Raw genomic sequence first — 26,490 nt, forward strand, 5'->3', positions numbered from 1 at the left:
GTCAACCCCGTTGCGCGCGGCGGCGGGCCTCGGTGGGCACGACCGGCGGCCGCGCGTAGGGGCCGCGCTCCACCGCGGACAGGCGGATCTCCGGCAAATCGACCGATGGGTCGACGGTATCCAGCCAGACGACCGCCTCGGCGACGTCGGAGACCGCGATCGCGTACATCTCGAACGGAACGTCCTGCAGCATCTCGGTGGCCACCGGGCCGGGCGTGACGATATGCACGCTGATGCCGTCGCGATCGACTTCGAGCGCCAGGGCCCGCGCGAACGCGTTCATGCCGGCCTTTGAGGCGGAATACGCGGTGCGGGCCGGCATCGGCTCGTGTGCCGCCGACGACGAGATGAACACCAGCCGCGAGCCCGCCTTCATCCTGGGCAGCACCGCGGACGTCACCACGAAGCACGAATCCAGGTTGGCCGACATGATGGCCTGCCACTGCTCGAAGGTCTGCTTGCGCGCGTAGGTTCCGCCGAGCGCCCCCGCCGCGTGGACGACGAGGTCGATTTCCCCCAATGCGCTTATCGCGGCGGGGAATCCGATCGGATCGGAGGCGTCGGCCACCACGTGGCGCGCACCGATCTCCTCGGCGGCGGCGCGCAACGGATCTTCCCGCCGCGCCGAGAGCACCACGTCGTAGCCGCGCTCAACGAGCTTGCGGGCGCACCCTTTTCCGATCCCGCCGCTACCGCCGGTGACCAATGCGGTTCGCATGACCGTTGCAGGCCGCCCTTCAGGAGTGCCGGATGTCCCGCGACCGCGACAAGGCCTGCGGGGAGAGCGCATAGATGCGTTGATCGTGCTGACCGGACAGCACGTAGGTCTGGGTGTCGGCGAGGTGGCGTCCGGCGATACGACGAGCCCGGTCGACGTTGCCCTCCGCGATCGTCTCGGTCAGTTTGACGTGGGTGGTGAGCACGGCGCGGCGCTGAGCCAGCGACGGGTAGGTGCCCCGCGACGCACTCTCGTCGGCCCATTGCCGTTCGTGACTGGTCCACAGCGTCTCCAGGCTGCCCACGACCGCGATGATCGTGTGGTTGCCGCAGCCGCGGACGACGAGATCATGGAATTCACGGCCGATTTCGGTGAACCGGCGGCCGTCTTCGAGGTGTTCGGCCATCGACTCGTTGATCCGCGTGAGTTCGGGCACCAGCGTCTCGGCCCGGTCCGGACGGCGGGCGGCCAGCGCCGCGCAGGCGGGCTCGAGTTCCTGCAACGCCATGCCGAGATCGGCCACCTCAACGGACTCGCTCTGCAGCAACAGGCCGAGCATGTAGGCGGCGCTGGTCTTCGCCGGGGCGTGCACGACGGCACCGCCGCGGTTGCCCCGCCGCACCGACACCAGCCCCTCGGTCTCCAGGATCCGCAACGCCTCGCGCAGCGACACCAGGCTCACGTTGAACTGCTCGACGAGCACCTCTTGGCGCGGCAGCAGGTCGCCATCGGCGAGGTCGCCGTCGATGATCTGACGACGCAACTCATCGGCTACGATTTCGGCGATCCGCGGCGCCGACAACCGGCGCCGGGCGTCGGGGCCAATTCCCAAGGCGGTCATCCGATCCTCGAAACAAAAGCAACTCGCTGGCTTAGCTATTTTAGCAGTAATGATATAAATAGCTTCTCTGATCGCGCGTCGATCGGAAGGGCGGGTGCAATTGAGCGAGCGGTCCGACAGCCGGCCGACACCGCTACACGATTTGCGTGTCGTCGAGATCAGTGACCGCATAGCGGGCAGCTACTGCGGAAAGCTGCTGCTCGACGCCGGCGCGCAGGTCTGCAAAATCGAACCGCCGCAAGGGGATTGGCTGCGCCGGTACACCGCCAGCTGTTCGCCGGTCGCCGAAGACGGCACCGCTCCTTTTTTCAGCTACCTCAACGCGGGCAAGCGCAGCATGACGTTCGCGCCCGGCGCCGAGGATTCGGCGCGCTTTCGCGCCACGCTGGGCGCCGCCGACGTCGTCGTCGTCACCGCGGGCCCGGCGCGGGCCGCGGCGATGGGGATCGACCCGCGGCAACTGCTGGAGCACTCGCCGCGAGCCGTCATCGTGACGATCTCCGATTTCGGCTGGAGCGGACCCTACGCGGACCGCGCCGCCAGCGAGTTCACCTTGCAAGCGTGGGCGGGCTCACCCGGCTTCCGCGGCGATCCCGCCGGGCCCCCGATTTCCATCGGCGGCGATCTGGGCGAGTACATGGGCGGTGTGTTCGCGGCGTTCGGCGCGCTGGCCGTGCGCCGCCGCATCGAGCGCGGCGGGCCCGGCGAGCACCTCGACCTGTCCATGCTGGAAGCGCTCACCGCGATGCAGAGCAGCGAATGGCTGCATTCGCAACTGCTGCGCGTCCCGCCGATCCGCCGCACCACCGAAGTGCCGTCGATCGAGCCCGCCAAGGACGGCTACGTCGGGATCACCATGGTCACCGGGCAGCAGTGGCTCGACTTCGCCGCGATGGTCGAATGCCCGCAATTGGAGGAGATCGAACAGCTGCGGTTTCAGATCGGCCGGTGGCAATACCGCGACCTGATCCGCGAGCAGATCCATCCCTGGCTGGCCGAACGGACCGTCGCCGAAATCGTCGAGCTCGGACAGCTGTTCCGGCTGCCGATCGCCGCGCTGGGCAACGGCTCCACCATCCGGGATCTGGAATACGTGCGCCAGCGCGACGCCTTCATCCACAACCCCGCCGGTTTTCACCAGCCCCGCCCGCCGTGGTTGATGTCGGCCTGCGCGCCCGCACGCGTGGGTGCCACGCCCTCACTTGGCGAGGACGATGACGAATCGCCTTGGCGCCGTGACGAATCCGAATCCGAACCGGCGCTGGACGGGTTACCGCTGGCCGGTGTTCGCATCATCGACCTGACCGCGTTCTGGGCCGGGCCCGCCGCGACCCACCTGCTGGCCGCGTTCGGCGCCGACGTCGTCAAGATCGAATCCATCCAGCGGCCCGACGGCATCCGCTACTCGGGCGGAATGCGCACCGACGTGGACGACTGGTGGGAGTACGGCTGGGTGTTCCACGCGATGAACACCAACAAGCGTTCGGTGACACTGGATTTGGGATCCGAGGAGGGTCGTCGCCTGTTCACCGAACTGGTCGCCGGCGCCGACGTCGTGATCGAGAATTTCTCGCCGCGGGTGATGGAGCACTTCGGCCTCACCGCCGAGGTGCTGCTTGGGGTCAACCCCAGACTGGTGTTCGCCCGGATGCCCGCGTTCGGCGTCGAGGGCCCGTGGCGGGATCGGGTCGGCTTCGCGCCCACCATGGAGCAGATCGCGGGCTTGGCCTGGGTGACCGGGCTGCCCGAGGCCCCGCCGGTGACCCCGCGCGGGGCCTGCGACCCGCTGGCCGGTGTGCACGCCGCGTTCGCCGTGCTCGCCGCGCTGAGCTTCGCCGAGCGCACCGGGAAGGGCCAGCTGGTCGAGTTGCCGATGCTGGAAACGGTGCTCAACGCCACCGCGATCCAGGCGATCGAGTCCGAGGTCTTCGGTGTGACGCTGAGCCGTCGGGGCAATCGCGGTCACGGCACGGCGATCCAGAACATCTACCGCTGCGCCGGCGACAAGGACGATTGGATCGCCGTGACCATTCGCGACGACGCGCAGTGGCACGCGCTGGTCGACGTGATGGACCGTCCCGCGTGGTGCCGGGACGAGGCCCTGTCCACCGTTGCCGGTCGCCGGCAACGAGCCGACGAGATCGACGCCCGGCTGGCGGAGTGGTTCGCCCGCCAGACCCTTGAACCGACGGTGGAACGCCTGGCCGGTGCGGGAATTCCCGCCGCGCCGGTGGTATCGCCGTCGCTGGTCACCGACAATCCGCAGCTGCGCGAGCGCGGGTTTTTCGAGGCGCTGCACCATGGCAGCACCGGCCTCGGTCTCTACCCGTGCCCGCCGTTCGCCCTGCTCGACGGCCAGGACCACTGGCTGCTGCGGCCGCCGCCGAAGCTGGGCGAGCACAATGAAGAGATCCTGCGCGATCGGTGCGGGCTGACCGACGAAGAACTGACACGCCTCGCGGCCAGCGGGGTGATCGGGACCCGCCCCAAGGGTCTGTAAGAGAAGTGGAGGGCATCTGATGCGCGTGACGGTCGACGAAAACTTGTGCGAGGCCAACGGCTTTTGCGAATCGCTTGCGCCGGACGTGTTCGAGCTGGGGGACGCCGACGTGGTGCAGATCGCGGACGGCCCCGTGCCGGCGCGGCTGGAAATCGACGTGCGCGCCGCGGTGGATCAGTGCCCGAAGGCCGCGCTGCGGCTTGTCGAGGACTGACTCGCCCGACGACGGCGAGCGCCGGAACGGCGCGAGTGAGGAGTCGGGCAATCAGACTCGCCCGCGCTCGCGTAGCGATATCGCCATCTCGTCGTAGATCGACATGTTGGTGGTCAGGTTGGGATGGGCGGCCTTGGCCGGGCCGATTTCGATGTCATCGCAGCGCAGCAGCAGTTCGTCGAAGACCGCGCGCAGTTCCGCACGGGCCAGCATGGCGCCCAGGCAGTGGTGCGGTCCGCCGCCCCCGAACGCCACGTGCGGGTTGGGCTGGCGGCCGATGTCGAAGACGAACGGTGAATCGAAGACTTCCTCGTCGCGGTTGGCCGAGCGCAGCATCGACACCACCCGTTCGCCCTTGGCGATGCGCTGGCCGTCCATCTCGACGTCGACCTTCGCGGTGCGCGTCCAGTACGCCACCGGCGACGCCCAGCGCAGCACCTCCTCGACCGCGCCGGGCCGCAACGCTTCCTGCGCGCGATACCGCTCGATCTGCTGTGGATTGCGCACGAACGCCTGCAGCCCGATGGCCAACGCGTTCTTGGTGGTGTCGCTGCCGGCGAACGCCAGCACGAAGAAGAAGAACTCGAGCTCGTTCTCGGGCAAGCTGAATCGCTCGCCGTCCTCGCCGGTGATCACCGCGGTCGCGAGCGTGCTCCAGATGTCGTCGGTGGGATTGCGCCGCTTTTCGGCCGTGAGCTCCATCGCGTACCTGAACACCGAAGCGAAGAGATCGAGTTCCACCCGCCCGCTCGGGTGTGCTTCGGGCGCAAGCGCTTTCAGGATCTGGTCGAAGATGCCGAAGATTCGCGGCCGATCCTCGTCCGGGATGCCGATGATGTCGCCGATCACCGACATCGGCAACGCGTCGGCGACGTCCTCGATCCAGTCCCCGCCGCCCGCGGCCAGCAAGTCGTCGATCATCCTTGCGGCACGCGCACGGATCCCCTCCTCGAGTTTCGCTATGGCGCGGGGATTGAACGCGTTGGAGATGAGTTTGCGGCGTCTGTTCAGCTCCGGCGGGTCCAACGTGATGATCGTCGGGAACGACGAGAACATGGCGACCGGCTGGATGAGCGGGCCGTCGGCCGCGGTGAACGACTCGGTGTCGCGGTGCAGGCGGACCGCGTGCCGGTGTTTGGTCGCCATCCAGAAATCGCGGTGCACGGTCTGGGCCACTCCCGGCGTCAGCTCGTGCCGGAACAGTGGGCTGCTGCGTCGCAGCTCGGCGAACAGGTCGTCGGGAAACCCGTTGCACCACAAAGACAGATCGGACAGGTCGACCGCTGCAGCCGTCATCGCCGGGCCCCGTTCTGCGGCGACGCACCGGGAACCGGTGAGCGCCGCGTTGACGTTCTATGCCTAAGATAGTAAAAATAGAGCTAGTCGTCGAACTGGAGTGCTCGTGACGCGTACAGTTTCGGACCCGGCCCCGGAGTCGGCCGAGGACCCCTCAGAACGAGAGTTCGGGCAGGCCGGCATCGCCCTGTCGACCTACCGTTTCCCGACGGGCTGGTTCATCGTCGCCTTCGGCTCCGACCTGGCTCCCGGTCAGGTCAAGCGCGCGCACTACTTCGGTGAGGAGCTGGTGCTCTTTCGCACCGAGTCGGGCCAGGTTCATGTGATGGACGCCTACTGCCAGCACCTCGGCGCCAACCTCGCCGTCGGCGGCACCGTGGAGGGCGAGAACATCGTCTGTCCTTGGCACGGTTGGCAATGGCGCGGTGACGGCAGCAACGCGCTGATTCCCTACAGCAAGATCGGCTGCAAGAACAACGTCCGCATCCGGACCTATCCGAGCATGGAGTGGTACGGCTTCGTGCTGGCCTGGCACGAGCGGCACGGTCGGGCGCCGTACTGGCAGCCGCCGGTGTTGCCCGAGCTGGAGACCAACGAGTACTACCCCCTGCACCCGCACACCCAGATGCTCAACCGGGTCAAGGTGCACCCGCAGATGATCATCGAGAACGCCGCCGACCCGTACCACGTTCAGTACGTGCACAAGGCCGCCAATCCCGCCACCACCGCGTCGTTCGAGGTGTCCGGCTACCACCTACACGCCACGGTCAACGCCCATTTCGGCGGGGGCCGGGCGCAGACCTGGCTGACCCCGAACGGGCCGGTCGACGCCAAGATCATCTACGACAACTACTCGCTGGGGCTGGGCGTGGTGCGATTCCCCAGCGAGCTGGTGGCCACCGTTCAGGTCACCGGACAGACGCCGGTCGACGAGGACTACACAGACTACTTCTACACGCAGGCATCCGTTCGTGAGCCGGGCGACACCGGTGACGTGCCGACCGGACGCGCCGCCCGGTTCCTCGCGCTGCAGCAAGAAGTCATCAAGCAGGACTTCTTCACCTGGGAGAACATGAAGTATCTCGAGAAGCCGAATCTGGCTCCCGAGGAGGCGCACGATTACGCGGCCCTTCGCCGCTGGGCGCACCGCTTCTACCCGGGAACGCAACCGTCGCCGTCCGATTTCGGCTACACCGCCGACGGCGCGCCGGACCCGGCGGCCGCGAAAGCCTGATGAAACCCTGATGCCCGGTCCCGCCGATTTCGGTGTCGACGGTTTCACCGTGCCGGCTGTGCTGGATCGGCGGGCCGAGCAGCATCCCGACCGGGTGATGATGTCGATCGCCGGTGTCGACGTGACCTTCGAGCAGATGCGGCGGCGCTCCCGCGCGGCGGCAAACATACTGTCCGGCTTGGGCGTCGGCCGCGGCGACTGCGTGGCGTTGTTCACCGCCACCTGCCCGGAATGGGTCTACTTCTGGTTGGGCGCGGCGCGCATCGGCGCGGTCAGCGCTGCCATCAATGCCGCGAACAAGGGTGAGTTTTTGCTGCACACCCTTCGGCTGTCATGCGCCAAGGTGATCCTCACCGATGCTGAGCGGCGGCCCCGCGTCGACGAGGTCGCGGGCGGACTGAATGCGGCGACCGACGTTGTGGTGCTGGATGTTTCGCTCACCGAGGCGTTGAGTAGCACGCCGGTTCACCCGGTGGGCGACAGCCCAGCGGGCGAGGCGGACGTGGGCGTGCTGTTCTACACGTCGGGCACGACCGGACCCTCCAAAGCGGTTGCCACGACGTGGCATTACCTGTTCTCGGTGGCGGCGACCGTCGCTTCGGCGTGGGAGTTCGGCGCGGGGGAGGTGCTGTGGACGGCGATGCCGCTCTTCCATCTGAGTGCGGCGCCCAGCGTGCTGGCACCGATGCTGGTCGGTGGAACCACCGTGTTGGCGAAAGCCTTTCACCCGGCGCAGGTGTGGGATGAGATCCGCGCCCACGGCGCCGTCGGTTTCGCCGGCGCCGGCGCGATGGTCTCGATGCTGCAAAACCTGCCCGCCGATACGCGGGACGCGCAGCTGCCGCTCCGGTTCATCTCCGCCGCGCCCATCGACGCGGCCTCCTACCGTGACATCGAAAAGCGTTACGGCTGCCGCATAGTCACGATGTACGGATTGACCGAGGCGTTCCCGATCGCCCTCAAGGCCGTGGCCGACGAGGGTGTACCCGGAACCTCGGGCCGGCCCAACCCCGATTTCGACGTGCGCATCATCGACGAGCGCGGCGATCCGCTACCGGCCGGCGCCGTCGGAGAGATCGCGTGCCGGCCGAAGCGGGCCCACGTAATGAGCGAAGGCTATGTGGGCCAGGGGATGCGGGTGGACCCGCACCCGGAGTGGCTTCGCACCGGTGACCTGGGCCGGCTCGATGCCGATCAGAACCTGACCTATGTGGACCGCGTCAAAGACTCGCTGCGCAGGCGGGGCGAAAACGTCTCATCGGTCGAAGTGGAGACCGTCGTCATGCGTCACCCCGCCGTGGCCGAAGCAGCGGCCGTCGGAGTCCCCAGCGAGCTGGGCGAAGACGACATCCTGGTAGTCGTGACCCTGCGTCCCGGGGCCACACTGGACTGCGCCGAGTTGCTCGACTTCTGCGCGGCCCGGATGCCGTACTTCTGCGTGCCGCGATACGTCGAGGCGGTGGACGAACTGCCCAAGAACATCATCGGCCGCATCCGCAAAGACCTGTTGCGCAACCGGGGCGTGAGTCCGGGCGCATGGGATCGGGAAAAAGAGGGGTATATCGTTGCCCGGTAACGTTGCCCGTCACTGTGAGAGAGGCTGCGAAGCACAATGACCATGACCTATCAGGAACAGCAGCTGCTCCATGCCGCCACCGGCCGCGCCGCCATCCTCAACCTGGACGCCCGGCACAATCGCGCCTATTCGGAGGGCGACCGCGAGCGCTGGATCGCCACCTTCCGCCATTCCGGCGCCAGCTATACCCGTGACGGCGAGGCGTTCACCGATCTGCGCGCGGCCTTCGACGGCGGCGACGGACAACGGTTGATCACGGTCGACCACGAGATCGCCGTCGACGGGGTCAACGCCGACCAACATTGCGTCGCCGTGCTTTTCGCCGCGATGTTCGAGGACACCGCGCTGCGGGCCACCGGGGTCTTCCACGACACACTGGTCTACGAGCGCGGCGGATGGTACTTCACATCCCGTACGTTGCAGTGGGATTCGGTCCCGAGCCGGCATCCGCTCGTCATGTGAGCGGCATCGATACGTGGACCAGGATTTCAGTCAGCGGCTGGCCTTCGGCACCTACGAGGATGCGTTGCGGATGGTCGGCACGAAAAGCGAACCCCGCACCGCGGCCACCGCGGTCAGCGCCGCACGCATCCAATTGTTCGCCGCGATGGTCCGCGACGGGAACCGTTCCTATTGGGATTCCGAGTTCGCTCGTCGGCAATGGGGAGGCCTGCTCGCGCCACCCGCTTTGCTGATGGGCTGGTTGATCGCGCCGCCCTGGCAGCCCGGAGGGAGGAGGTCCGGTTCATTGATCGCCCTGCGGGTGCCGCTACCGGGCACCACATTCATCAACGCGGCCAACGAGGTTGAGTTTCCCCAACCCATCGTGGAAGGCGACGTCCTGACCGTCGTCGACGAGCTGGTGTCGGTGTCGCCGGAAAAGCGGACCAGGCTGGGCGTCGGCCATTTCGTCGAGACGCTGGAGACCTATCGCCGCCAGGACGGCGCCGTGGTCGCCACCTCCCGCAACACCCTGTTCCGCTTCACCCCCGGGCCGCCCTCGTGACCGGCGACGGCCTGGACTTCGACCGGATCACCGTCCCGGTCGAGCTGCCCGAGGTGGTTGACCACATCAGCTACCAGCGCGTGGTGGAGAACACCGGAGCGACGTGGGACTACTTCCCCGGCCACTTCGACCCGGATTACGCTCAAGCTCAAGGGAATCCGACGATCTACGTCAACACGATGCACCTCGCCGGCTTCGCCGACCGCGTCGCGACCGAGTGGGCGGGGCCGCGCAGCCGCGTGGTGCGGCGCTCCATGCGGCTGACCGGGTCGGTGTACGCCGGCGACACCATGACCGGCCGCGGGCGGGCGGTGGCCAAACGGCGGGACACCTCGGTGGACCCGCCGCGCTGCCTGGTCGACCTCGAAATCCAGGTGACCAATCAGCATGGCGCGCTGTGCTGCCCGGTCGAGCTGACGCTGCAGGTGCCCGAGGACCCGCATCACGGCGATGGATGACAACGCCGAACTGCACCTGGCGGTGTGCCGCCGGTTCGGTGAGGCGGTTGCCGCGGCGACCGGCAGATGGGACCGTCCATCCCCGTGCGATGCCTGGGATGCCCGAGGAGTGCTCGAGCACGTCATCGGCTTTCACGACGTACTCCTGTTGCGTCCCTTGGGACTCAAGCCCGACCGGCCACGTGAGGATCCCCTCGAGCGCTGGCGACTGACGTACCGCTCGCTGACCGAGGCCTTTACCTCGGGCGTAGCGACACGGCTCGATGCCTACCCGCTCATCCCGAATCTGACCCGCGATGTCCTGGTGCATACCTGGGACCTCGCGCGTGCGGCGGGGGCCGACGACAGCTTGGACCCCGAGTGGTGTGAACGGTTTTGCGTCGGGTTACCGACGGATTCCCAGACGCTGAGCTCGGGGGCGATGTTCAAGGCCCCGCTTGTCGTACCCGCCGAAAGCGACGCGCAGACAAGGCTTCTCGCCGGCCTGGGCCGCGACCCCCGGTGGAGGCCGCGCACCTCATAGGGGTGGCAACTGCCCTTTGCATATCAGCGTCTGCAGTTCGACATACTCGTGCAGACCCTCGGGGCCGAACTCCCGCCCGATGCCGGATTGCTTGAAACCGCCGAACGGTGCCCCGATGTCGAGGGTGTACATGTTGATGCCGTAGGTCCCCGTGCGGACGGCGGCCGCAACGTCGAGGCCGTGCCCGATGTCGGACGTCCACACCGAACCGGCCAGACCGTAGTCGGTCTCGTTGGCGATGCGGATCGCGTCGTCCTCGTCCCGGTAGCGCAGCACCGTGAGCACCGGCCCGAAAATCTCCTCCCGGGCGATGCGCATGTCGTTGGTGGCGTCGGCGAACAGCGTCGGCTGCACGTACCAACCGCGCTCGGACGGGCTCTGTTCGCCACCCAGGACGACGCGGGCCCCTTCGCGGCGGCCGGACTGGATGTAGTCCTGGACGCGGCGCTGTTGGCGTTGGGCGACAAGCGGTCCGATGTCCGTTGCCTCGTCGGCCGGGTCACCGACGTGCAGCGCTGACATCATGCCGGCCAGGGCGTCGACGACCTCGTCGTGCTTGCGGTCGCTGACCAGGATGCGGGTCTGGGCGACGCAGGCCTGGCCATTGTTCATCAGGCCCGCGCTCTTCAACCCGGCCACGGTCTTGTCGATGTCGGCGTCGTCGAGGATGATCGCCGCCGATTTGCCGCCCAGCTCCAGGCTCACGCGTTTCAGTTGTTCCCCGCACAGCGCGGCGATCCGGCGCCCGACGGCGCTGGACCCGGTGAACGCGATCTTGTCCACGCCGGGGTGGCGCACCAGCGCCTCGCCGACGTCGGTGCCGCCGGGCAGCACCGAGACCACGCCCTCGGGCAGGTCAAGCTGCTCGATCATCTCGGCCAACCACAAAGCGTCCAAAGGCGTTTCGGGTGCGGGCTTGACGATCACCGTGCACCCCGCGATGAGCGCGGGGATCAGCTTGGGCATGATCAAAAACTGGGGCACGTTCCAGGGCACGATCGCGCCCACCACCCCAACCGGGGCCCGGCGCAGGTGCACTTCGCCGAGCACGCCCTGGCGGCGTTCGGTCCACGGAAAGTCGCGGGCGGCGGCCAGCGCGAGGTGGATCAGCGACGCGGCGGCCGCCCCCTGGCCCATCCGGCTGAAACTGCGCGGTGATCCCATCTCGTCGGTGATCAGGTCGGCCATGTCGTCGCTGTGGCGGGCGTAGATCGCGGCGAGCTGTTCGACTTTGGCCATCCGATCGGCGTGGCTCATCCGCGGCCACGGTCCGTGGTCGAAGGCGTGCCGAGCGGCGACAACGGCGGCGTCGACGTCCTCGGGGCCGGCCGCCTGGACGTGACCGACCGGCTCCTCGGAGTGCGGCGAGATCACTTCGAGCTGTTGGGGATTGGCGGGCTTGCGCCACTGCCCTCCGATGAACACTTCGTCGTAACAACGATGGTCGGAATTCTTCGTCATCGGGGCGCCTCCTCGAGGCAGCGGTGGGTGCAGTACGACCGTGACCGTAATTCGCTATTGACGCTAACATAGCGAAGAAAGAGCGAGGCGGGAAGCCGCGAGCGGATCATCAGCGACGATGTCGAGGCGGGCGCGATATGAAGAGCGACTGGCGCAGTTACCCATTCCAGTTGGTGCCCGGCGACGGCCAGCTCGAGTTTCCCGCCGCCGAAGGCGAACACCCCGACCAGGAGTCGGACACCTGGTTCATCGCTGGCCAGCTGGACGCCGCCGAGACAGACCGGTCCTTTGCCTTCCTGACGATTTTCAACAAGAACCGGCCCGGCGGGACGATCGTCGCCGATTTCTACACGATGGCGCTCTTCGACCTCGACACCGGCGATTACGGCACGTACACGGATTACGACATGCCGCCGGCCAACCTCGAACCGGGGGCGCCCCGCAAGCTGGAGCTGGCCACGGGTTATCTCGACATCAGCTACGCCGGCGGTGCGGGCACCGCGTCCTGGACCACGTGCCGCAACGGCGACGGGGGTCTACTGCCCTACACCTACCGCGTCAGCCTGGTGGGGGAGGACCATTCCGGCCGGCGGATGCGGCTGGACCTGGCCGTAACCCCCACGCGCGCACCGACTCCGGTGGGCGCCTCGACCTACAACGGCAAGATCGTCTGCTTCGGCCAAGACGACACCTACTCCTACTTCCAGACCGGTATGGCGATGACCGGCACCCTGTGCTGGGGCGAGGAGATCCACCAGGTCTCCGGCAACAGTGGCCATGTCGATCGGCAATGGTTTCCAAAATACGCCGGCGGCGGGGGAACGGCGGGGGATCCGCGGGCCCGGTCGCACGAATGGCGCACCATCAACTTCGACAACGGCGTCGACTTGAGCATGTGGCGGCAGTTCGACCGGACGAACGGCAATGTCCTGCAGCCCTTCACCGGCGTCACCACGAGCTACCCCGATCCCGCCACGTCGCCGCAATGCGCCGAAGACATCGAGGTCACGATCAGCAGCTACGTCCGGTGGCCGGAGACGGTGCGGCCCCTGGTGCGCCCGCTTGCCCCGGCGCGGTACATGCCCGACCGTCACCGGATCACCTGTCCCACACTGGGACTCGACATCGTCGGTGAGCCGGTGGTGCCGGCGCCCGCGCATGGCCTGCCGATCGAATACATGGAGGGGCCCTACCGTTACCGCGGGATGCTGGGCGGGCAGCCGGTGACCGCGTTCGCCTTCAACGAACGATCGCTCGCCTTGTATCGGGATTGGGAGCTGGTCGAGGTGCTCACCACCACCGTCGCGAACATCGAACCGTCCGACCCCGACCTGCAGACAACAGCGGATCGTCTGGTGCCGTTGGTGGCCGCCGGGCGTCGGGGCGAGGCGGTCGAACTGCTGACCGCGGTGCGCCCCTCTCAAACCGGTGCGCTGGCAACGCTTCTGGACGATCTGGTCGCGGTGCTGTCGGCCGATGAGTCAGCGAGCTGAACTCGCCAGCGCCTGCGCCCACGTGATGTGTCGGTGCTGCAGCCCCGGCTCGTTGCGGCCGAACACCAGGTGGTCGCGGGCGCCCGACTCGAGGTTGGCCTGGAGCCCCTGCACCAACCGGTAGTCCTCGTCGCGCACGGTGGCGTGCGCGTATTCGAAGACGGCCTGAGCGCCGGCGGCCACCGATTCGTCGGACAGGTCCTGCGGTGTGGCGTTCTGGTGCACGGTGATCGAGCGGCCCGGCTGATCACCGGGGTAGACGCGGAACAGTTCGCCGTTGGCGATCGTCACCGACAGCACGATGTTGGGGAACAGCGCGTAGATCACGACCATGTTGTGGAACGGATTCCACTGTTCCTCGGGCAGCTCGTCGAGCTCCAGAATGGTGTTGAGCGGAAAGATCAGCCGGTGGTGCGGGCCGAAGGAGTCGAACACCGTGCAGTTGCTGCGCGCGATGGTGGCGAACGTCTGCTGGTGGACGGTGGCGAAGTGGTAGTTCTCGGCGAAGGTGTCGATCGCCAGCTTCCAGTTGATCGGGGTGTCGAGCACCTTCTCGCCCAACGGCGACCAGCGCCCGATGCCCCAGGAATCGAGTTCGTCGGCCAGCGGTCCCAGGTGCGCGGCCACGTCCAGCGCCGTACCGGGATCCAGTGAGACCCAGAGGAATCCGGCGAACTCGGTGGCCGGGAGTTCGGCCAGGCCGTCGGAGCGCAGCGTCATGTCCGGGAAACCCTCACGCCCCGGCAGGCCCACCAACCGCCCGGTGTTGTCGTACGTCCACGCGTGGTAGGGACAGGTGAACCGTTTGGCGGTGCCGCATCCCGTGACCACCTGCGACTGCCGATGCAGGCACACGTTGTCGAACGCCTTCACCGATCCATCGGCAGTCCGGGTCAACAGGATGGAGCGACCCATCACCGTCTTGGTGCAATACGCCCCCGGGGCGGGAAGTTCGGACACGTAGCCGACCAACTGCGGGCTGGCCAGCAGCATGGCCCGGTCGAGGTCGTGGCGTTCGGGACTGGTGTAGTCCCGCGCCTCGACCCGGTGCTCGCTCGGCGCGAGGTCTGTTGTCTTGTCGCGCGCCAACTTCAAGGCGCGGCGGGTCAGGTCGATGAGCTGGTCGCGTTCCATCTGAACTCCGGTGGCAGTCAAGCGCTCGCGGTAACTCTACTAACTTTATAGTGATAATAAATTAAGGTCCACGCGCTGACGCTAGCCGATGTAGGGAAGCAACTGCGGGTGCGGCTGAGCGATCGCGCGCAGCCTCCGATCACCGTCGAGACCGCGCAGGTAGTCGCCGGTCGCCGGGTCCGCGGGAAAGAACGACTCGATGATCAGGCTTTCCACGGAGATGTCGAGCGGACTGCCGAAGGTGGCGATGATGCTGACGAATCGGAGCTCGGTGCCGTCCAGCGTGAGCATCTGAAACGGCACGTAGAGCTCGCCGGTCCGCTCGCCGCGGTCGCCGCCCTTGGGCACCGGATAACTCGAGAGCTCCTCGTAAAGACGGCGGATGTCCGGGGCCGCGGTGGCCTGCGCGTGCCGGCGAACCCGGCCCAGGATGGCGGCGTGCACCTCGGCGCGGTTGAGCAACCGCTGCGCCAATCCCCGCGGGTGCAGGCACAACCTCATGACGTTGATCGGTGGGCGCAGCAGTTCGGCGTCGACCCCTTCGGCGAGCACGACGCACCCCGCATTGCCCGCTATCAGGTTCCAGCAGGCATCGGTGACGATGGCCGGGTACGGGGCGTGGCCGGCCAGTACCGAGTCGACGGCCGCCTTCACCGGCCTCATGCGTTCGGCGTCCAGGGTGTGCTCGCCGAACATCGGTGCGTAGCCGCCGTCGAGCAGCAGTCGGTTGCGCGCGGCCAGCGGCAGGTCCAGGGACTCGCCGATGCGCAGCAACAACGCGCGGCTGGGATTGGCCCGGCCGGTCTCGACAAAACTGAGGTGGCGGGGCGACACACCTAGCTGATGCGCGAGTTCCATCTGGCTCAATCGCCGACGGGTGCGCCACTCGCGCACCGCCAGACCCGCTGTACTCCCAGGCATCCTGAAGAACCTAACGCCGTTGCGTGGAGCTAAACCACTACCTCGAAGGTAATCGACCTACTTACCTGCGCGGCGAAGACTGCATGCATGACCACAACAACGAAACCAGCCTCACCGCCGCAGCCCGCGGGCCTGCGCCGCGCGTTCGCCGCCGCCGCCGTCGGTCGGATCCTGTTGGGCGCCACGGCGTTTGCCTACCCGGCGTCCCAGACTCGCATGAACGGGGTGCCCGATCACATGCTGTCCACGGAGCTCAAGTATCTGATCCGCATTTTCGGGGCCCGGGCCCTGGCCCTGGGCATCGGTTATCTCGGCAGCGACGAACCCAACCGGCGGCGCTGGCAATACATCGGCCTGATGGTCGACACGCTGGACAACATCAACGCCCTGCTGGAGCTGAGACATCTCAAGCGCGGCGACCCCAGGGTCCGCTCGCTGCTGAGCCTCATGGCGGTGACCGGCCCCTACGCGATGTTGGGCGCGGCGGGCGCGCTGCAGCGCCGATGCGGCACCGTGACGCACATGTGATCAGTGTGACCAATGTGTCACATGGGGTTTGTGTCGTACCCTGTGGCTTGTGTCATCGGTTTCGCGGCGCGACCTGTTCAAATACGCGGCCGCGGCGCCCGCCCTGCTGGGTCTGGGCGCCGCGGGTGCGTCGTTGGATGCCGCGCCGGCCTCGGCGTCGCTGGGCACCCTGCTGGACTACGCGGCCGGGGTCATTCCGGCCAGCGAGATCCGCGCCGCGGGCGCCGTGGGATCGATCCGGTACGTCTCGGACCGACGGCCCGGCGGGAAGTGGATGCTCGGCAAGCCGATCCAGGTCGCCGAAGCGCGCGACCTCCACAGCAACGGACTCAAGATCGTCTCCTGCTACCAGTACGGCAAGGGCAACACCGCGGACTGGCTGGGCGGCGCCAACGCCGGCCTGCAGCACGCGCAACGCGGAATGCAGCTCCACGCCGCGGCCGGCGGCCCCGCCACGGCGCCCATCTATGCCTCGATCGACGACGACCCCTCCTACGAGCAGTACAAGAGCCAGATCGCGCCGTACCTGCGGTCGTGGGAGTCGGTCATCGGCCATCAGCGCACAGGCGTGTACGCCAATTCGAAGACCATCGACTGGGCACTGCACGACGGTTTGGGCTCTTACTTCTGGCAGCACAACTGGGGCTCGCCCAAGGGGTATGCCCATCCCGCCGCCCACTTGCACCAGGTTGAGATCGACAAACGCAGCGTCGGCGGGGTGGGCGTGGACATCAACGAGATCCTCAAGCCCCAATTCGGGCAGTGGGCCTAGCGGCCCCACATCGTCGTCCGGTCCGACCGGGACGCGGACTCTTAGAAAGCCCAGCAAACACTCGTTCGCTCATTTTCGCGCCGGCTCAGTGTGCCCGCCCGGCGGTCGGCATCGGTGATGCCGCTCAGACGGCGCTCCGCGGCCCCAAAAATTTATATAACGATTCGATAACAAAACTGCTTTGATCTGCGCAGTTATAGCTACTCGACCGTAACCACCTGCATGCAGCAGGTTTGGGAATCGCGTCCGCGCCGCCGGTCAAACCCCGTGTTACCCAGGACACGGTTACCCATGCGTAGAACTCGCCAGTAACCGATCACCACGCAAAACGGGGGTGGAATCTTATGACACTCTTAGTACAGCCGATGAAGTCCGTCGCACCGCTCAGCGCCATCCGGGCGGTCGCCGACAACGCACCGGCCGCCGTTTCCCGGCTGTGATTCGACGCTGAACCACGCCGCATCGAGGAGCACCGGCGAGTGCCCACCCTCTGGTGGTGACCGCCCATACGAACCGAGACGTAAAGACGCATACCAGGGGAGACAGAGAAGGTGACAATCCACGAGCATGACCGGGTGTCCGCCGAGCGCGACGGGCAGGGCCCGCAGGGAGGCAAGCACCCAGCCGGGGACACCCACGCTCTTGTCGACCGCCTGACGGCCGGTGAGCCCTACGCCGTGGCGTTCGGTGGCCAGGGCAGCGCCTGGCTGGAGACCCTCGAAGAACTGGTGTCGTCGGCCGGCATCGAATCGGATCTGGCGGGGCTGGTCGGTGAGGTCGAACTGCTCCTCGAGCCGGTGGCAAAAGAGCTGGTCGTGGTGCGTCCCATCGGCTTCGAGCCGCTGACGTGGGTCCGCGCGCTGGCCGCCGAGGACCCGATCCCGTCGAACAAGCACCTGACCTCGGCCGCGGTATCGATCCCGGGCGTGCTGCTCACCCAGATCGCGGCCGTGCGCGCGCTGGCGCGGCAAGGCATGGATCTGAGCGCGACGCCGCCGGTGGCCGTCGCCGGGCATTCCCAGGGCGTGCTCGCCGTCGAGGCGCTCAAGGGCGGGGGCGCTCGCGACGTCGAGCTGCTGGCGTTGGCCCAGCTGATCGGCGCGGCCGGGACGCTGGTGGCCCGTCGCCGCGGGATCTCCGTGCTGGGCGACCGGCCGCCGATGGTGTCGGTCACCAATGCGGACCCCGAGCGCATCAGCCGGCTGCTCGACGAGTTCGCGCAGGACGTGCGGACCGTCCTGCCGCCCGTGCTGTCCATCCGCAACGGCCGCCGTTCGGTCGTCATCACCGGCACCCCCGAACAGCTGTCCCGCTTCGAGCTCTACTGCCAGCAGATCTCGGAGAAGGAAGAGGCCGACCGGAAGAACAAGCTGCGCGGCGGCGACGTCTTCTCGCCGGTGTTCGATCCGGTGCAGGTCGAGGTGGGCTTCCACACCCCCCGCCTGGCCGACGGCATCGACATCGTCGGCGCCTGGGCCGAGAAGGTGGGCCTGGACGTCGCCCTGGCCCGGGAACTGACGGAATCCATCCTGGTGCGCCCGGTCGACTGGGTGCAGGAGATCACCCGCGTCAACGACGCCGGCGCCCGGTGGATCCTGGACCTGGGTCCCGGTGACATCCTGACCCGGCTGACCGCACCGGTGATCCGCGGCCTGGGGGTGGGCATCGTGCCCGCCGCCACCCGCGGGGGTCAGCGCAACCTCTTCACCGTCGGCGCCGTCCCCGAGGTGGCGCGGGCCTGGTCGAGCTACGCGCCGACGCTGGTTCGCCTGCCCGACGGCCGGGTCAAACTCTCGACCAAGTTCACCCGCCTGACCGGCCGTTCGCCGATTCTGCTCGCGGGCATGACCCCGACCACGGTCGACGCCAAGATCGTGGCCGCCGCGGCCAACGCCGGCCACTGGGCCGAGCTCGCCGGAGGCGGGCAGGTCACCGAGGAGGTCTTCGCCAACCGGATCGACGAGCTCTCCGGGCTGCTGGAGGACGGTCGCACCTACCAGTTCAACGCGCTGTTCCTCGACCCCTACCTGTGGAAGCTGCAGGTCGGTGGAAAGCGGTTGGTGCAGAAGGCGCGTCAGTCCGGTGCGGCCATCGACGGGCTGGTCATCAGCGCCGGCATCCCCGAGCTCGAGGAAGCCGTCGAGCTGATCGAGGAGCTGGGCGACGTCGGCATCAGTCACGTCGTCTTCAAGCCCGGCACCGTCGAGCAGATCCGCTCGGTCATCCGCATCGCCACCGAGGTGTCCACCAAACCGGTGATCGCGCACATCGAGGGCGGCCGCGCCGGCGGCCACCACTCCTGGGAAGACCTCGACGACCTGCTGCTGGCGACCTACTCGGAACTGCGGTCGCGCTCCAACATCACCGTCTGCGTCGGCGGCGGCATCGGCACGCCCGAGCGGGCGGCCGACTACCTGTCCGGGCGCTGGGCGCAGGCCTACGGCTTCCCGCTGATGCCGATCGACGGCATCCTGGTCGGCACCGCGGCGATGGCGGCCAAGGAGGCCACGACCTCGCCGTCGGTCAAGCGGATGCTGGTGGAAACCCAGGGCACCGACCAGTGGATCGGCGCCGGGAAAGCCTCCGGTGGCATGGCATCCAGCCGCAGCCAGCTCGGCGCGGACATTCACGAGATCGACAACAGCGCCTCGCGGTGCGGACGGCTGCTCGACGAGGTCGCCGGTGACGCCGACGCCGTGGCTCAGCGCCGCGACGAGATCATCGCGGCGATGGCCACCACCGCCAAGCCGTACTTCGGCGACGCCGGCGAGATGACCTACCTGCAGTGGCTGCAGCGCTACGTCGAGCTGGCCATCGGGGACGGCGATTCCACCGCCGACACCGCCTCACCGGGCAGCCCGTGGCTGGCCGACACCTGGCGCGACCGTTTCCAGCAGATGTTGCAGCGCGCCGAAGCGCGTTTGCACCCAAAGGATTTCGGCCCCATCGAGACGCTCTTCAACGACGAGGCCCTGCTGGAGAACCCCGGGGCGGCGATCGATCTGCTGCTCGAGCGCTACCCCGACGCCGAGACCGTCCAACTGCACCCGGCCGACGTTCCGTTCTTCGTCACCCTGTGCAAGACGGTGGGCAAGCCGGTCAACTTCGTGCCGGTCATCGACAAGGATGTGCGGCGCTGGTGGCGCAGCGACTCGCTGTGGCAGGCCCACGATGCCCGCTACGACGCCGACCAGGTGTGCATCATTCCGGGCACCGCGGCCGTCGCGGGGATCACCCGAATGGACGAACCCGTCGGTGAACTGCTGGACCGCTTCGAGCAGGCGGCCGTCGACGAGGCGCTGGCCGCCGGGATCGAGCCGACGGCCGTCACGTCGCGCCGCACCGGCCGCGCGGATGTGACCGGGCCGTTGGCCGTCGTGCTGGACGCCCCGGACGTGCAGTGGGCCGGCCGCACCGCGATCAACCCGGTCCACCGGATCGCCGACCCCTCCGAGTGGCTGGTGCACGGAGACTCCGAAGGACCCGAAAGCCGCCGCGCCACGCACTCGTCGACCGGGGCGCGGCTGCAGGTCGAAGGCGACCGCGTCGTCCTCAGCGTCCCGGTGTCAGGGGTCTGGGTCGAGATCCCGTTCACCTTGCCCCCCAACACCGTTGACGGCGCGACGCCGGTGGTCTCCACCGACGACGCCGCCACGGCCATGCGGTCGGTGCTGGCGATCGCCGCCGGCGTCGACGGGCCGGAGTTCATGCCCCCGGTCACCGACGGAACGGCCACCGTCACGGTGGACTGGGACCCCGAGCGCGTCGCCGACCACACCGGTGTCACGGCCACCTTCGGGGAGCCGTTGGCGCCCAGCCTCACCACCGTGCCCGACGCCCTGGTCGGCCCGTGCTGGCCCGCGGTCTTCTCCGCAATCGGTTCGGCGGTCACCGACACCGGCATCCCGGTGGTGGAGGGGCTGCTGAGCCTGGTGCATCTCGACCACGCCGCGCACATGGTCGGCGCGCTGCCGAAGAACCCGGCCCAATTGACGATCACCGCAACGGCTTTGGCGGCCGCCGACACCGACATGGGGCGCGTCGTTCCCGTCTCGGTCACCATCGCCGGCGCCGACGGTGAGGTGATCGCGACCCTCGACGAGCGCTTTGCGATCCTCGGACGCACCGGTGCCGCAGAACTCGCCGACCCGGTGCGCGCCGGCGGCGCGGTCTCCGAAAACGCCACCGACACTCCGCGTCGGCGCCGCCGCGACGTCACCACCACCGCGCCCGTCGACATGCGACCGTTCGCGGTGGTGTCGGGCGACCACAACCCCATCCACACCGACCGGGCCGCCGCGCTGCTGGCCGGGCTGGAATCGCCCATCGTGCACGGCATGTGGCTGTCGGCCGCCGCCCAGCACGCGGTGACCGCCACCGACGGCCAGGCCCGCCCGCCGGCGCGACTGATCGGCTGGACCGCGCGCTTCCTGGGCATGGTGCGGCCCGGTGACGAGGTCGCCTTCCGCGTCGACCGCGTCGGAATCGACCAGGGCGCAGAGGTTTTGGAGGTCACCGCCAAGGTTGGATCGGACCTGGTGATGTCAGCGACGGCACGCCTGGCGGCCCCGCACACCGTCTACGCGTTCCCCGGTCAGGGAATTCAGCACAAGGGCATGGGCATGGACGTCCGCGCCCGGTCCAAGGCCGCCCGCAAGGTGTGGGACAAGGCGGACAAGTTCACCCGCGACACACTCGGCTTCTCGGTGTTGCACGTGGTGCGCGACAACCCGACCAGCATCATCGCCAGCGGGGTGCCCTACAACCACCCCGAGGGGGTGCTGTACCTGACGCAGTTCACCCAGGTCGCGATGGCCACGGTGGCGGCGGCGCAGGTCGCCGAGATGCGCGAGCAGGGCGCCTTCGTCGAAGACGCGATCGCCTGCGGGCACTCCGTCGGCGAGTACACGGCGCTGGCGTGCGTGACCGGCATCTATGAGCTGGAAGCGTTGCTGGAGACGGTGTTTCACCGTGGATCGAAGATGCACGACATCGTGCCCCGCGACGAGCTGGGCCGGTCCAACTACCGGCTGGCGGCGATCCGGCCGTCGCAGATCGACCTCCCCGATGACGAGGTCCCGGGGTTCGTCGCGGGAATCGCCGAGAGCACAGGCGAATTCCTCGAGATCGTCAACTTCAACCTGCGCGGCTCACAGTATGCGATCGCCGGCACGGTCCGCGGGCTCGAGGCGCTGGAGGCCGAGGTGGAGCGGCGTCGCGAGATCACCGGCGGCAAGCGCTCGTTCATCCTGGTGCCGGGCATCGACGTGCCGTTCCACTCGCGGGTGTTGCGGGTGGGCGTCGCGGAGTTCCGGCGCTCCCTCGACCGGGTCATGCCGCGCGACAAGGATCCCGACGTCATCATCGGGCGCTACATCCCCAACCTGGTGCCCCGCCCGTTCACCCTGGACCGCGACTTCATCCAGGAGATCCGCGACCTGGTGCCGGCCGAGCCGCTCGACCCCATCCTCGCCGACTACGACACCTGGCTCGCCGAGCGTCGCATCGAGATGGCGCGCACCGTCCTGATCGAGCTGCTGGCCTGGCAGTTCGCCAGCCCGGTGCGCTGGATCGAGACCCAGGACCTGCTGTTCACCGAGGAGGCCGCCGGCGGCCTGGGTGTGGAGCGGTTCGTCGAGATCGGCGTGAAGTCCGCGCCGACCGTCGCCGGGCTGGCCACCAACACGCTCAAGCTCCCCGAATATGCCCACAGCACAGTCGAAGTGCTCAACGCCGAGCGCGACGCCGCGGTGCTGTTCGCGACCGACACCGATCCCGAGCCGGAGCCCGAGGTCGACGAGGTCGCGGTCGAGGCGCCGGAGGCATCCGGTTCGCCGGTGGAGGCCGCCCCGGCCGCCCCCGCACCGGCGGCCGCCGCATCGGGCCCGCGCCCCGACGACATCGGATTCGACGCCGCCGACGCGACGTTGGCGTTGATCGCGTTGTCGGCCAAGATGCGCATCGACCAGATCGAGGAGCTGGACTCCATCGAATCCATCACCGACGGTGCCTCATCGCGGCGCAACCAGCTGCTGGTGGACCTGGGTTCGGAGCTGAACCTCGGCGCCATCGACGGCGCCGCCGAAGCCGACCTGGCCGGGCTGCGCGCCCAGGTGACCAAGCTGGCGCGCACCTACAAGCCTTACGGCCCAGTGCTTTCCGACGCGATCAACGACCAGCTGCGCACGGTGCTGGGGCCGTCGGGCAAGCGGCCCGCCGCCATCGCCGAGCGGGTCAAGAAGACCTGGGAGCTGGGCGAGGGTTGGGCCAAGCACGTCACGGTCGAAGTCGCGCTGGGAACCCGCGAGGGCACCAGCGTCCGCGGTGGCGCCATGGGTCATCTGCACGAGGGGGCCCTGGCCGACGCCGCCGCCGTCGACAAGGCCATCGACGCCGCGGTCGCGTCCGTCGCCGCGCGCCACGGCATCTCGGTCGCGCTGCCGTCGTCGGGCGGTGGCGGTGGCGGTGCGACCATCGACGCGGCCGCGCTGGGCGAATTCACCGCCCAGATCACCGGACGCGACGGCGTGCTGGCGTCGGCGGCCCGCCTGGTGCTGAACCAGCTGGGCCTCGACGACCCGGTCAGCGCGTCGCCGGCGGCCACCGATGCCGAGCTGATCGACCTGGTGACCGCCGAACTCGGCGCGGACTGGCCACGCCTGGTCGCGCCCGTGTTCGAGCCGAAGAAGGCGGTGCTGTTCGACGACCGGTGGGCCAGCGCCCGCGAGGACCTGGTCAAGCTGTGGCTGACCGACGAGGGCGACATCGACGCCCGGTGGGTGGAGCTGTCCGAAAGGTTCGAGGGCGCAGGCCATGTCGTGGCCACCCAGGCCACCTGGTGGCAGGGCAAGGCCCTGGCCGCGGGCCGGCAGATCCACGCGTCGCTGTTCGGCCGGATCGCGGCCGGCGCCGAGAATCCGGATCCCGGCCCCTACGCACACGAAGTCGCCGTGGTGACGGGGGCCTCCAAGGGCTCGATCGCGGCGTCGGTCGTCGCGCGACTGCTCGACGGCGGCGCCACGGTCATCGCCACAACGTCGAAGCTCGACGACGAGCGGCTGGCGTTCTACCGGGGCCTGTATCGCGACCACGCTCGTTACGGCGCGGCGCTGTGGGTGGTCGCGGCCAACATGGCCTCCTACTCCGATATCGACGCCCTGGTCGAGTGGGTCGGCACCGAGCAGTCCGAAAGCCTTGGGCCGCAGTCGATTCACATCAAGGACGCGCAGACCCCGACGCTGCTGTTCCCGTTCGCGGCGCCGCGCGTCGTCGGCGACCTGTCGGAGGCTGGCTCCCGCTCCGAGATGGAGATGAAGGTGCTGCTGTGGGCGGTGCAGCGGTTGATCGGCGGGCTGTCGAAGATCGGTGCCGAGCGCGACATCGCGTCGCGGCTGCACGTCGTGCTGCCCGGTTCACCCAACCGCGGAATGTTCGGCGGTGACGGCGCCTACGGTGAGGCCAAGTCGGCGCTCGACGCGTTGGTGAGTCGTTGGCACGCCGAATCCTCGTGGGCGGCAAGGGTCAGCCTGGCGCACGCGCTGATCGGCTGGACCCGCGGCACCGGGCTGATGGGCCACAACGACGCCATCGTCGATGCGGTCGAGGAGGCCGGCGTCACCACGTACTCGACGGACGAGATGGCGGCAATGCTGTTGGCCCTCTGCGACATCGAGTCGAAGGTGGCGGCCGCCGCAGAGCCGATCAAGGCCGACCTGACCGGTGGACTCGGGGAGGCCAACCTCGACATGGCCGAGCTGGCCGCCAAGGCCCGCGAGCGATCCGCCTCGGGCGAGGACGACGACCCCGAGGCGCCCGAGGCCGAAGGCAGCATCGCCGCCTTGCCGTCCCCGCCGCGCGGCTACAGCCCCGCGCCGCCCCCCGAATGGGCGGACCTCGACGTCGACCTCAACGACCTGGTGGTCATCGTCGGCGGCGCGGAACTCGGGCCGTACGGTTCGTCGCGGACCCGCTTCGAGATGGAGGTGGCCGGCGAGCTGTCGGCGGCCGGTGTGCTCGAGCTGGCCTGGACCACCGGACTGGTCAAGTGGGAGGACGATCCCCAACCCGGTTGGTACGACACCGAATCCGGCGACTTGGTCGATGAGTCGGAGCTGGTCGATCGCTACCACGACGCCGTGGTCGAGCGGTGCGGCATCCGCGAATTCGTCGACGACGGTGCGATCGATCCCGATCACGCCTCACCGCTTCTGGTCAGTGTGTTCCTCGACAAGGACTTCTCGTTCGTGGTGTCCAGCGAGGCCGACGCGCGTGCGTTCGTCGAGTTCGATCCCGAGCACACCGTGGCCCGGCCGGTGCCGGACTCCAGCGACTGGGAGGTGATCCGCAAGGCGGGCACCGAGATCCGCGTTCCGAGGAAGACCAAGCTGTCGCGGACGGTCGGCGCGCAGATCCCCACCGGGTTCGACCCGACGGTGTGGGGCATCACCCCGGACATGGCCAATTCCATTGACCGGGTGGCGCTGTGGAACATCGTGGCGACCGTGGACGCGTTCCTGTCCTCGGGCTTCACCCCGACCGAGCTGCTGCGCTGGGTGCACCCCAGCCTGGTGGCCTCCACGCAGGGCACCGGCATGGGCGGCATGACCTCGATGCAGACCATGTACCACGGCAACCTGCTGGGCCGGGCCAAGCCGAACGACATCCTGCAGGAGGTCCTGCCGAATGTCGTTGCGGCCCACGTCATGCAGTCCTACGTCGGTGGTTACGGCGCGATGGTGCACCCGGTCGCGGCCTGCGCGACGGTCGCGGTGTCGGTCGAGGAGGGCGTGGACAAGATCCGGCTCGGCAAGGCCGAATTCGTGGTCGCCGGTGGGTTCGACGACCTGACCCTGGAGGCCATCATCGGCTTCGGTGACATGGCGGCCACCGCCGACACCGAGATGATGCGGGCCAAGGGCATCAGCGATTCGAAGTTCTCGCGCGCCAACGACCGGCGCCGCCTCGGGTTCCTGGAAGCCCAGGGCGGTGGCACCATCCTGCTGGCCAACGGTGCGCTGGCGGCCAAGATGGGATTGCCGGTGCTGGCCGTGGTCGGCTACGCACAGAGCTTCGCCGACGGTGTGCACACCTCGATCCCGGCGCCCGGGCTCGGAGGCCTCGGCGCCGGCCGCGGTGGCAAGGACTCGCAGCTGGCCCGCTCGCTGGCCAAGCTGGGCGTGGGAGCCGACGACATCGCGGTCGTGTCCAAGCACGACACCTCGACGCTGGCCAACGACCCCAACGAGACCGAGCTGCACGAGCGGTTGGCCGACTCGATGGGCCGGTCGCCCGGCAACCCGCTGTTCGTGGTGAGCCAGAAGACCCTCACCGGTCACAGCAAGGGTGGCGCGGCAGCGTTCCAGCTGATGGGCCTGTGCCAGATGCTGCGTGACGGCGTCATCCCGCCCAACCGCAGCCTGGATTGCGTCGACGACGAGCTGGCCACCGCCGGTCACTTCGTCTGGGTGCGTGAGGCTTTGGACCTGCGCGGCAAGTTCCCGCTCAAGGCCGGTCTGGTGACCAGCCTCGGCTTCGGCCACGTGTCGGGTCTGATCGCGCTGGTGCACCCGCAGGCGTTCATCGCCGCGCTGGACCCGGCCGATCGGGACGGCTACCGCAAGCGGGCCGAGCAGCGCCTGCTGGCCGGTCAGCGTCGGCTGGCCTCCGCGATCGCCGGCGGGCGTCCGATGTATGAGAAGCCGGCCGACCGGCGGTTCAACCACGACGAGCCGGAGAAGCGTCAGGAGGCGGCGATGTTGCTCAACGCCGACGCCCGCCTCGGCGAAGACGATCTTTACGTCGGCTAGGGTCGGTGC

General features: G+C 68.4%; 18 protein-coding genes. 12 read left to right on the plus strand and 6 right to left on the minus strand.

What is annotated here, in order from left to right:
* Window position 1: 1 nt before the first annotated feature.
* Both OCU_RS33405 and OCU_RS33410 read right to left on the minus strand, forming a co-directional pair.
* A complete protein-coding gene (locus tag OCU_RS33405) occupies window positions 2–718 on the minus strand; it encodes an SDR family oxidoreductase (RefSeq protein WP_008255037.1) in 717 nt (238 codons plus the stop codon).
* Between the two features lie 19 nt (window positions 719–737).
* The gene (locus OCU_RS33410; protein WP_008255038.1) at window positions 738–1,559 is read right to left on the minus strand and encodes a FadR/GntR family transcriptional regulator; all 822 of its coding nucleotides are present in this window, start codon (window positions 1,557–1,559) and stop codon (window positions 738–740) included.
* A 94-nt stretch (window positions 1,560–1,653) separates the two neighbouring features.
* Here OCU_RS33410 and OCU_RS33415 point away from each other — a divergent pair, with 94 nt between their 5' ends.
* A complete protein-coding gene (locus tag OCU_RS33415) occupies window positions 1,654–4,059 on the plus strand; it encodes a CaiB/BaiF CoA-transferase family protein (protein ID WP_014379637.1) in 2,406 nt (801 codons plus the stop codon).
* A 19-nt stretch (window positions 4,060–4,078) separates the two neighbouring features.
* Window positions 4,079–4,273 carry a ferredoxin gene (locus tag OCU_RS33420; RefSeq protein ID WP_009957531.1) on the plus strand — a complete coding sequence of 65 codons (195 nt, stop codon included), beginning with the start codon at window positions 4,079–4,081 and terminating at the stop codon, window positions 4,271–4,273.
* A 51-nt stretch (window positions 4,274–4,324) separates the two neighbouring features.
* On the opposite strand, the gene OCU_RS33425 is transcribed toward OCU_RS33420, so the two are convergent.
* Window positions 4,325–5,569: a cytochrome P450 gene (locus OCU_RS33425; protein ID WP_014379638.1), complete on the minus strand. Its 1,245-nt coding sequence runs from the start codon at window positions 5,567–5,569 to the stop codon at window positions 4,325–4,327.
* A 106-nt stretch (window positions 5,570–5,675) separates the two neighbouring features.
* Here OCU_RS33425 and OCU_RS33430 point away from each other — a divergent pair, with 106 nt between their 5' ends.
* Genes OCU_RS33430 through OCU_RS33455 form a run of 6 tightly spaced genes read left to right on the plus strand, consistent with a single transcriptional unit; the run spans window position 5,676 to window position 10,366 of the window.
* The gene (locus OCU_RS33430) at window positions 5,676–6,803 is read left to right on the plus strand and encodes an aromatic ring-hydroxylating oxygenase subunit alpha (protein ID WP_014382134.1); all 1,128 of its coding nucleotides are present in this window, start codon (window positions 5,676–5,678) and stop codon (window positions 6,801–6,803) included.
* Between the two features lie 10 nt (window positions 6,804–6,813).
* Window positions 6,814–8,379: an AMP-binding protein gene (locus tag OCU_RS33435; protein ID WP_014379639.1), complete on the plus strand. Its 1,566-nt coding sequence runs from the start codon at window positions 6,814–6,816 to the stop codon at window positions 8,377–8,379.
* A gap of 36 nt (window positions 8,380–8,415) precedes the next feature.
* Entirely contained in the window at window positions 8,416–8,841 is a 426-nt protein-coding gene (locus OCU_RS33440; protein ID WP_014379640.1) for a nuclear transport factor 2 family protein, read from the plus strand.
* A 13-nt stretch (window positions 8,842–8,854) separates the two neighbouring features.
* Window positions 8,855–9,385, plus strand: coding sequence for an FAS1-like dehydratase domain-containing protein (locus OCU_RS33445; protein ID WP_014379641.1), 531 nt, complete (start codon window positions 8,855–8,857; stop codon window positions 9,383–9,385).
* A complete protein-coding gene (locus tag OCU_RS33450) occupies window positions 9,382–9,843 on the plus strand; it encodes a MaoC/PaaZ C-terminal domain-containing protein (protein ID WP_014379642.1) in 462 nt (153 codons plus the stop codon). Before OCU_RS33445 ends, OCU_RS33450 begins: the two co-directional genes overlap by 4 nt.
* Entirely contained in the window at window positions 9,836–10,366 is a 531-nt protein-coding gene (locus OCU_RS33455) for a maleylpyruvate isomerase family mycothiol-dependent enzyme (RefSeq protein ID WP_014379643.1), read from the plus strand. The genes OCU_RS33450 and OCU_RS33455 overlap by 8 nt, the downstream gene beginning before the upstream one ends.
* On the opposite strand, the gene OCU_RS33460 is transcribed toward OCU_RS33455, so the two are convergent.
* Entirely contained in the window at window positions 10,361–11,827 is a 1,467-nt protein-coding gene (locus tag OCU_RS33460; protein WP_009957526.1) for an aldehyde dehydrogenase, read from the minus strand. The two genes, OCU_RS33455 and OCU_RS33460, sit on opposite strands and share 6 nt — an antisense overlap.
* Before the next feature lie 137 nt (window positions 11,828–11,964).
* Here OCU_RS33460 and OCU_RS33465 point away from each other — a divergent pair, with 137 nt between their 5' ends.
* Window positions 11,965–13,320 (plus strand): lipocalin-like domain-containing protein, encoded by a 1,356-nt coding sequence (locus OCU_RS33465; RefSeq protein ID WP_014379644.1) that lies wholly within the window; start codon window positions 11,965–11,967, stop codon window positions 13,318–13,320.
* Here the strand turns inward: OCU_RS33465 and OCU_RS33470 are convergent.
* Both OCU_RS33470 and OCU_RS33475 read right to left on the minus strand, forming a co-directional pair.
* Window positions 13,309–14,454 carry an aromatic ring-hydroxylating oxygenase subunit alpha gene (locus OCU_RS33470; protein ID WP_009957524.1) on the minus strand — a complete coding sequence of 382 codons (1,146 nt, stop codon included), beginning with the start codon at window positions 14,452–14,454 and terminating at the stop codon, window positions 13,309–13,311. The genes OCU_RS33465 and OCU_RS33470 overlap by 12 nt on opposite strands.
* Window positions 14,455–14,535: 81 nt before the next feature.
* Window positions 14,536–15,375: a helix-turn-helix domain-containing protein gene (locus OCU_RS33475; protein ID WP_080587923.1), complete on the minus strand. Its 840-nt coding sequence runs from the start codon at window positions 15,373–15,375 to the stop codon at window positions 14,536–14,538.
* An 87-nt stretch (window positions 15,376–15,462) separates the two neighbouring features.
* Between OCU_RS33475 and OCU_RS33480 the strand changes: the two genes are divergently transcribed.
* From OCU_RS33480 to OCU_RS33490, 3 genes are all read left to right on the plus strand, one after another.
* Window positions 15,463–15,903, plus strand: coding sequence for a hypothetical protein (locus OCU_RS33480; protein ID WP_014379646.1), 441 nt, complete (start codon window positions 15,463–15,465; stop codon window positions 15,901–15,903).
* A gap of 49 nt (window positions 15,904–15,952) precedes the next feature.
* Window positions 15,953–16,675, plus strand: a complete 723-nt coding sequence (locus OCU_RS33485; protein WP_009957520.1) for a DUF1906 domain-containing protein — start codon at window positions 15,953–15,955, stop codon at window positions 16,673–16,675.
* Between the two features lie 551 nt (window positions 16,676–17,226).
* A complete protein-coding gene (locus tag OCU_RS33490) occupies window positions 17,227–26,481 on the plus strand; it encodes a type I polyketide synthase (protein WP_014379648.1) in 9,255 nt (3,084 codons plus the stop codon).
* The last annotated feature ends 9 nt before the right edge of the window (window positions 26,482–26,490 follow it).

The sequence above is a fragment of the Mycobacterium intracellulare ATCC 13950 genome (genome assembly GCF_000277125.1).
Classification (GTDB): domain Bacteria; phylum Actinomycetota; class Actinomycetes; order Mycobacteriales; family Mycobacteriaceae; genus Mycobacterium; species Mycobacterium intracellulare.